The organism is Photobacterium sanguinicancri (genome assembly GCF_002265265.1).
Lineage (GTDB): Bacteria > Pseudomonadota > Gammaproteobacteria > Enterobacterales > Vibrionaceae > Photobacterium > Photobacterium sanguinicancri.
In genome coordinates this window covers 1-7,668 of the sequence record NZ_NOIF01000214.1, presented here as the reverse complement: position 1 = coordinate 7,668, position 7,668 = coordinate 1, and the positions used below count along the sequence as shown (strand labels likewise).

Here is a 7,668-nt window from a genome sequence, read left to right as displayed (position 1 = left end):
AATTTAGTCGACTGATATATGTACAAATTATCGAATAAAAAGCCGTTTTCTGTCGTTACAAGCGATTCAAAAGCAACGAAAGCTCTCAAATACAATTATGAAGCCCCTTAAGTTCACATAGCTATCACTCGGAATAAAAGCAACAGTGACGTTAATCGTTAACAAGCTCAACCGCTTCACGCACTAAACGGCCAATCTCTTCCCAATCGCCCGCTTCAATAAGTTTAGGGGCAACCATCCAAGTGCCGCCACAACAAAGTACACGATCAATCGCTAAGTAATCACGAATATTAACTTTACTAATACCACCTGTCGGTATAATAGAAACATCAACATACGGTGCTAACAGCGATTTAACCATGCTGATGCCGCCCGATGCTTCCGCAGGGAAAAATTTCAAAAAGGTTAAACCTAGCTCCAGTGCTTGCTCAATTTGGCTCGGATTATTAATACCAGGAACAAATGGGATCCCTTGCTGCTGACAGTAACGTACGGTATTGGGGTTCAATCCAGGTGCCACAATGAACTCAGCGCCAGCATCTTTAGCTTTATCTACTTGCGCAGCATTCAGTACTGTACCCGCACCAATACACATTTGTGGGTAAGCATCACGCATAGCTCGAATAGCATCAGCTGCTGCGTCTGTACGGAAGGTCACCTCCGCCACTGGTAACCCATTTTCGACTAACACTTTCGCTAACGGTACAGCTTGTTCAACATGATTAATCTGAATAACGGGAATAACTTTGAAGGCTTTTAATTGTTCAATAAGAGCTTGAGACATGTATCTATCTTCCTTAAATAATTTCTTTCATAGCTTCAAGAGGAATAATGGCACCAGGATATTGAATAACAACAGATGCAAGTTGATGTCCAAGCTCTGCTGATGATGAAGCTGACTCGCCACTTAAACGCGCAGCTAAGTACCCAGCTGCAAATGAATCACCCGCTGCGCAGGTATCAATCACTTTCGCTACTTTGTTAGCTGCGATATAGGATGTTTCCGCGGCATCGGTTTGTAATTGAGTCACCACCATACAAGGCTCTGCACCGCGCTTAATCACCACTTCTTGGCAACCATATTCCTGACAACGCGCGACAATATCGCGGTCTCCCCATATTCTTTGATCATCATCTTCTGTAATCAAGGCGATATCAACAAAAGGAAGAATCTGAGCATACCAATATTGTGCTTGTTTCTCTGTCCATAACTGTGGCCTGAAGTTGTTATCAAATAACACCTTTCCGCCATTTTTCTTATGTTTGTCTAGTAATGTAACCAGTACTGCTTTCGCCTCTTCCGACAAAATGGCTAAGCTGATGCCACTGATATACAAGGCATCTACCTGCTTATTTTCAACCGCAACTTCGAGCGGTGAAGACGCTAGCTCTGAAAAGTAAAATTTAGCAGCACTGTCATTTCGCCAATAGTGAAAATGGCGCTCTCCGCAAGGTTCGGTTTCAACCAAATATAAACCTGGAAGTTTATTATCCAAGGTACGTACTAAATTAGTATTAATACTTTCTGCTTTCCATGACGCCAACATATCTTGTGATATATTATCGACACCTAACGCTGTCGCGTAACTCACATGAATATCACGTTTTTTACCTAAGCGAGCCATATAAAGCGCGGTATTTAAGGTGTCACCACCAAAGGTGCGCTGCAATGGTTGACCACTCAGTTCCACCATACACTCGCCAAAAAATGCAATTTTCACACTGTCACCTTTGTGCTTGGTTGTAATAATAAAAGGGTAGTCGTTAAACGTTAATTGTCCGCAGCGGCAAACGATGTATTCGCTTGCCGCTTTAGCATATTATTCCGTGAATATAGTTAAGCTAAGGTGGTTACAGTTAGTAATAAATGGATCTATAAAGGTCGATGAATTCTTAATGTGACCCCGTTGACTCTCGACGGGAAAAACTGCGATAAACCCCAAATCCAAAGAGCAAAATAAGCAGTAATGGACCCAGCCACAACGCGTACGTATTAGGCGCAAATTTGGGTTTATACAGTACAAAATCACCAAAACGGCTGGTCATAAAATCAATGACTTCTTGGTCTGTTTTCCCAGCATTAATCATTTGATAAACCTTCAAGCGCAAATCTTTTGCCACCGGTGAATTCGACTCAATCAGGTTCTGGTTTTGGCACTGAGGGCAGCGCAATGTTTTTGCTAATTCCATCGCTCTTTGTTGTTCTGTTCTTGAGCGAAACGAGAATGTCTCCACACTTTCAACCAAGCGTGCATCTGCCGCCACAAATACTTGCGGTTCAGCAAAACTAGAAGGCAACATTAGGGCTAGCCAAGCAAGAAAAATAGCCTGACTAACTCTTAATACATACATAGTCGATTTCACCATCGTCTTAACCTTGTTGTTGCGTATTTTGTTCTAACAATTCGAGCTTTATTGTTTCGACAACCGGTGCAAACTGCTGTTGCCATATAGCTTCATCCATCGCCCCAACGTAACGCTGGCGAATAATGCCTTTAGGATCAATCAGCATGGTTTCGGGCGTGCCGTACACACCTAAGTCCAATGCTAATTCACCGAGCGGATCATAAATAACAGCATGATATGGGTTTCCCTCTTCCGTTAATGTCGCCACAGCAGACGAGCGCTTATCGCGGTAATTCAAGCCAACGATAGACATACCTTGTTGTTGCAATTCGAGTAAGAAGCTATGCTCTTTTTTACACACGCCACACCAAGATGCCCATACATTCAATAACTGCATTTTACCTTGTAGCAAAGATTGATCGACAGTAGGTACAGAAAAAGTACCTTCACTAGGCTCTCCTTCTAACAAATTAATCAGTGAAAAAGCAGGGACGGGCTGACCTGCCAGCGGTGAAATTTCAACACGTGTCGGCTTTTCCAATGCATAAACCAAAACAATGCCAGCGAGCACTACTCCTAGCAGCGGTAAAAAACGAACTATCTTCACTTATTTTGCTTCCAAATAATTTGATTTTCAGGCAACTGCGCCACATCAACAGCACTAATCTTAGTTTGAGAACTCGCATTAATACTTTCTGCCACCCATTTTCGACGCATGGTCAATCGGGCAATAACAGAAAGTGCCCCGCCTAACATCATCAGAATTGCACCTACCCATAACCAACGAACAAAAGGTTTATATTGGATACGCACAGCATAATCCGTTGCATTAAGCTTTTCGCCCAATGTTATATAAACATCGCCATTCCACCACCAACGGATACCTGGCTCGCTCATGTTCATTGTGCGCACCGTATAATGACGACGCTGAGGTTGAATGGAACCCATCGCTTTATTTTTTGCAAAATGATCTAACTTAGTAAGCTGAATATTGGCTTGCTCCGCAGTGTAGTTCGGCCCTATCAGTAATTCAGTATCTAAATAATCAAATTGGAAATCGTTCAGTATCGCTGTATCACCAGGTCCCATTTTTCGGCTGATTTCATGAGAGTAATTGCTGACTAAAGTGGCACCTATCACGGTCACAGCCACCCCAACATGAGCAATAAGCATCGCGAGTTGACGCAAACGAGGGCGGGCTTGTGTATACATAGGATCATGACCCGGCTTACACTCGGTATTGCTTTCAGTCTCTATCCGTTTATTGTGCTGACTTTTTTGATAAGAAGGCAGCAGTATCAAAGACTGCAAAGCGGTAAGAATAATCCATAAGGCACAAATTAACGCCCCACACACGACTAAGTTCACACCACGCTCAAACAGCACCGAAAGTACCACACCACCAATAATAGAAGCTGATAAAGGCGCCAGTAAACGGGTGATCAAGAAGTCTTCTGCACTGGCGCGTAGTCGAACTAATACCCCCAGGCCCATCACAAAAAACGTCACCATACTGAGCGGCACAAACATGCTATTAAAATAAGGAGCACCTACAGAGATGCTCCCTAAGCCAAAGGCTTGAAAGATCATCGGGTAAAAAGTCCCGAGCAAGACAGTCAAGGTTGCAACAGCCAATAAGCTATTACCTACCAAAAATGCAGCTTCACGTGATAACAGCTCAAAGTTCATCGCTTGGAGGTAACGCTCACAGCGCAAGGCATACAAAGTCAGCGCTGAAATTAACATTACCGCCAGAATCATCAACAACACTAAGCCACGTGTAGGATCAACCGCAAAAGCATGCACTGAGGTCAGAACACCCGATCGAACAATAAAAGTGCCTAATAAGCTAAGAGAAAACGTGAAAATCGACAGTAATAAACTCCAACCAACCAATGAGCGTCGTTGCGCGGTCACAATCAATGAATGCAATAACGCAGTCCCTGTAAGCCATGGGAGTAACGATGCATTTTCAACTGGGTCCCAAAACCACCAGCCGCCCCAGCCTAGTTCGTAATATGCCCACCAAGATCCTAAAGCAATACCTCCTGTCAGAAAGACCCAAGCGGATAATGTCCAGCTACGACTGAGCTGGGCCCATTGCCACTGTGGTTTTTCAAAGGTAAGTGCCGCGACTGCAAAAGCAAAGCTGACAGCAAAGCCGACATAGCCTAGGTACAACATGGGCGGATGAAAGATTAACCCAACATCTTGCAACATTGGGTTTAAATCTCGTCCTTCCAACGGCACAGGAAATAGTCGCTCAAAAGGGTTCGAAGTGAGTAACGTGAATAAAGTTAACGTCGCCACTAATGCAGCAAGAATAGCGAGAACTCGCGTAATAAAAATATGTTGGGCAGGCTTATTATGGTAGCAAGCAGCGACTAACGCAGCCCAGCCACTGAGTGAAAATACCCAGAAAAGAAAAGAGCCTTCATGGCCGCCCCACACCGCTGCGACTTTAAAGAAAATAGGTAATTGTGTATTGGAGTGATGCGCGATGTACGCAACCGAGAAATCATCCGTCGCAAAACCTACCGCCAACAAAACGATAGATGCCAAGATAGAGCCAAAAGCGCCATAACTTAATGGCCACACATAGCGAGTAAGGTATGGCGCTTTCATTTTCACGGCAACAACTGGCATCAACGCCGCCAGTAACGCGAAAGAAAAACCGAGAATTAACGAAAAGTGTCCAATTTCAGCCAGCATAAAGTGTCCATATTGTTCTAAAACAAACAACAGCACTAAAACGATTAACAACGTTATCAACCAGAATTAGCACTGCTGTTTTTATCTTACTGATGCCATTTATTACTAACAATACATGCTAAGCAATGGTCATTTGTCCGGCATAAAGCACAAACGTACGCAACATTAATACGCCTAGTAAACTCAACGTTGTCACTAGCATAATAAAAGCTTTATTGTGTTTCACCCCTGAAGGGCTCACCGCATTTAACCCCAATGGTAATAGCATTCCTGCGCCGATCACACCATACCAGAACCATGACGCCCAAAAACCACCGCCAATCGCTGCTATCGCGGCCGCCTCTTTCTGACCACCACCGAAGTAAAGGCCACTGAAAAATGCAAACAGGACAAACAACTCAAACACCACAACAGGGCGTTCAAACTTATGTACCCATTTCACACTAGGGCTAGCCACCGACTCTTTAAAGAACACCACACCAAACATCAAACACGCGGCTGCGCCAGATGACAGGCTTGAGAACAAGAAAAGTATCGGCAATACCGGATTATTCAGTAATGGGAAGGTCTTTAGTGCTGACAATAAGAAGCCAGTGTATGCCGCAAGCATCACCGCTAAGAAGCCAAGAAATAGTTCAATCGCGTTTTCATAACGCGTGACATATTGCATGACTTTGCCAACGATCGGTAAGCGCCCATTAAGAAGTTTCAGCAAATCATCTTTGTAGATAGTGGCAATCCAAGCAAACAAAACCACCATATACACTTGGAATAAGATCACCCCCATCGACATCACTGATGTTGGGTTATAAAAGATCATGATTTTCCAGAATGACCAAGGTTTGGTTAAGTGGAAAACTAAAATCAATAACCCCACAATAATGCCAAATGGCGCTAAAATTGCGGTTGCTTTAATGATGCCATTCGTCGATGGGTGTCCCTGAATTACCTTACGTTTTAGATAAATAGAGATCATGACGGCACCAGCTGACATACCAGCTAAAAACAGGTAAATAGCAATGATCCAGTCCCATACTAACGAATCAAAATAGAAGGCTTCTGCAAAGGCTGTACTCATCCTTTTATCTCCCCTTTTTGATGCGGCACTTTATACAACTGCGGTTTAGTACCGAGTTCTACTTTGTCGCGATAGACAGTTTTTTGCGTGATGAGCTGTGAAACTTCACTTTGAGGATCATTCAAATCACCAAATGTCAGAGCCTTAGTAGGGCAAGACTCGACACAGGCGGGTTGTTTACCTTCAGCAAGGTTTGTTTTACGGCAAAAATCACACTTATCAGCAGATTTTGTTTCAGGGTGGAAGAAACGAACTTGGTAGGGACAAGCGGCAAGGCAATAGCCACAGCCGACACACTTAAACGCATCGACATCTACTATGCCCGTTTCTGGGTCTTTAAACGCCGCACCTGTTGGGCACACATACACACAAGGTGCATTTTCACAGTGCTGGCAAGAAACACGGGTAAACTTGTAATCTATATTGGGATACTCGCCCTGTGGTTCACTTCGCACAATTTCTAATCGCGACACACCTTCAGGGACTTTATTGACCTCTCGGCATGCTTCTGTACAGGCAGTACAGCCAATACAGAGCGTTTCATCATGCACCATACCATAGCGTTTATCGCCATCTTCCATGGTTGCCGCAAGTGTTTTGCGGCTCATTACTGCTTGTCCTGCCACGCCCGTTGTAAAAATAACGGCACCTGCGCCAGCAAGGAAATTACGTCTTGAACACGTCATAGTCTTCTCCTATTTGGCTGCTTTAGCTTTGGTCTGATCGGCATGGCAATCAACACACATCTTAATCTTGGAAGATTGAGTGATACCTTTCATTGGATCTGCCGTCGGATGGACGTTATGGCAAGACGCACATGATAAGTCGAGCGCATGTACATCATGCGTCCAATTCACTTCACGAAGATCGTCTGGCTCATGGCAATTGGTACAGGTTTCATTTTGCTTTTTGATCCATAACGGATCAGCGGCAACTTTTTGTGTACCAGCAATAGATTGAGATGGCGCGAATTTAGTCACTTGCGCAGCCCCATCACGGTGGTTTTCACCCACGTTACTGTGACAGTCTACACAACCGACTTCACGACCTGTTTGCGCATGAATTGCATTAGCATGAGCGCCAAGCAATGCATCTTTGGTGTCTTTATGACACTGCGTACAAGCGTAATCGCGATCCCTTATGAATGTTACTACATGCTGTTTCGCAGAATCAGAGGCAAGATGAGGAACGTTAGCTGTTGTGGCATCTTGTTGTTCTGAATCGGCGGCAACATTGAGGGAGAAGCCAGCAATACCAATCACAACCAATAACGTCGTGAATGTACTGACGGCCATTTTATAAATGCCCATTGTTCACCTTTTTTATTCCATTTTTGTTTGCTGCTTACAAACAATCGGTGCTTACAGTTACTTATTATTTAACTGGCAGATAAGTATGTTTAAATATGAATAAAACATATATACCCACTCCAATTGGAATCCATTCTCATTTACAACAAACATTAGCCACAACGCTTAACATTGTTATTAAACTATAAGGTATAAATTAAAAACTTGATCTCCCTTTTAAAT

Annotated in this window: 8 protein-coding genes; all 8 read right to left on the bottom strand. The window is 43.7% G+C overall.

Going from position 1 to position 7,668, the window contains the following annotated elements; translation table 11 throughout:
• Positions 1-151 precede the first annotated feature (151 nt).
• The 8 genes from ASV53_RS21360 to nrfB all read right to left on the bottom strand — a co-directional run bounded on the left by ASV53_RS21360 (position 152) and on the right by nrfB (position 7,446).
• Positions 152-784: a bifunctional 4-hydroxy-2-oxoglutarate aldolase/2-dehydro-3-deoxy-phosphogluconate aldolase gene (locus ASV53_RS21360; RefSeq protein ID WP_094958590.1), complete on the bottom strand. Its 633-nt coding sequence runs from the start codon at positions 782-784 to the stop codon at positions 152-154.
• Positions 785-797: 13 nt separating this feature from the next.
• Positions 798-1,694 (bottom strand): sugar kinase, encoded by an 897-nt coding sequence (locus ASV53_RS21355; protein ID WP_239928880.1) that lies wholly within the window; start codon positions 1,692-1,694, stop codon positions 798-800.
• A gap of 199 nt (positions 1,695-1,893) precedes the next feature.
• Complete coding sequence (gene nrfF / locus ASV53_RS21350; protein ID WP_239928879.1) at positions 1,894-2,301, bottom strand: heme lyase NrfEFG subunit NrfF; 408 nt, start codon at positions 2,299-2,301, stop codon at positions 1,894-1,896.
• A 70-nt stretch (positions 2,302-2,371) separates the two neighbouring features.
• Positions 2,372-2,953: a DsbE family thiol:disulfide interchange protein gene (locus ASV53_RS21345; protein ID WP_094958588.1), complete on the bottom strand. Its 582-nt coding sequence runs from the start codon at positions 2,951-2,953 to the stop codon at positions 2,372-2,374.
• Positions 2,950-5,058, bottom strand: a complete 2,109-nt coding sequence (locus ASV53_RS21340; RefSeq protein ID WP_094958587.1) for a heme lyase CcmF/NrfE family subunit — start codon at positions 5,056-5,058, stop codon at positions 2,950-2,952. The genes ASV53_RS21345 and ASV53_RS21340 overlap by 4 nt, the downstream gene beginning before the upstream one ends.
• 118 nt (positions 5,059-5,176) lie before the next feature.
• On the bottom strand, positions 5,177-6,136 hold the full coding sequence (nrfD, locus tag ASV53_RS21335; protein ID WP_062690806.1) for a cytochrome c nitrite reductase subunit NrfD: 960 nt from the start codon (positions 6,134-6,136) through the stop codon (positions 5,177-5,179).
• Positions 6,133-6,822, bottom strand: coding sequence for a cytochrome c nitrite reductase Fe-S protein (gene nrfC / locus ASV53_RS21330; RefSeq protein WP_062690805.1), 690 nt, complete (start codon positions 6,820-6,822; stop codon positions 6,133-6,135). The genes nrfD and nrfC overlap by 4 nt, the downstream gene beginning before the upstream one ends.
• A 9-nt stretch (positions 6,823-6,831) precedes the next feature.
• The gene (gene nrfB, locus ASV53_RS21325) at positions 6,832-7,446 is read right to left on the bottom strand and encodes a cytochrome c nitrite reductase pentaheme subunit (protein ID WP_094958586.1); all 615 of its coding nucleotides are present in this window, start codon (positions 7,444-7,446) and stop codon (positions 6,832-6,834) included.
• Positions 7,447-7,668 lie beyond the last annotated feature (222 nt).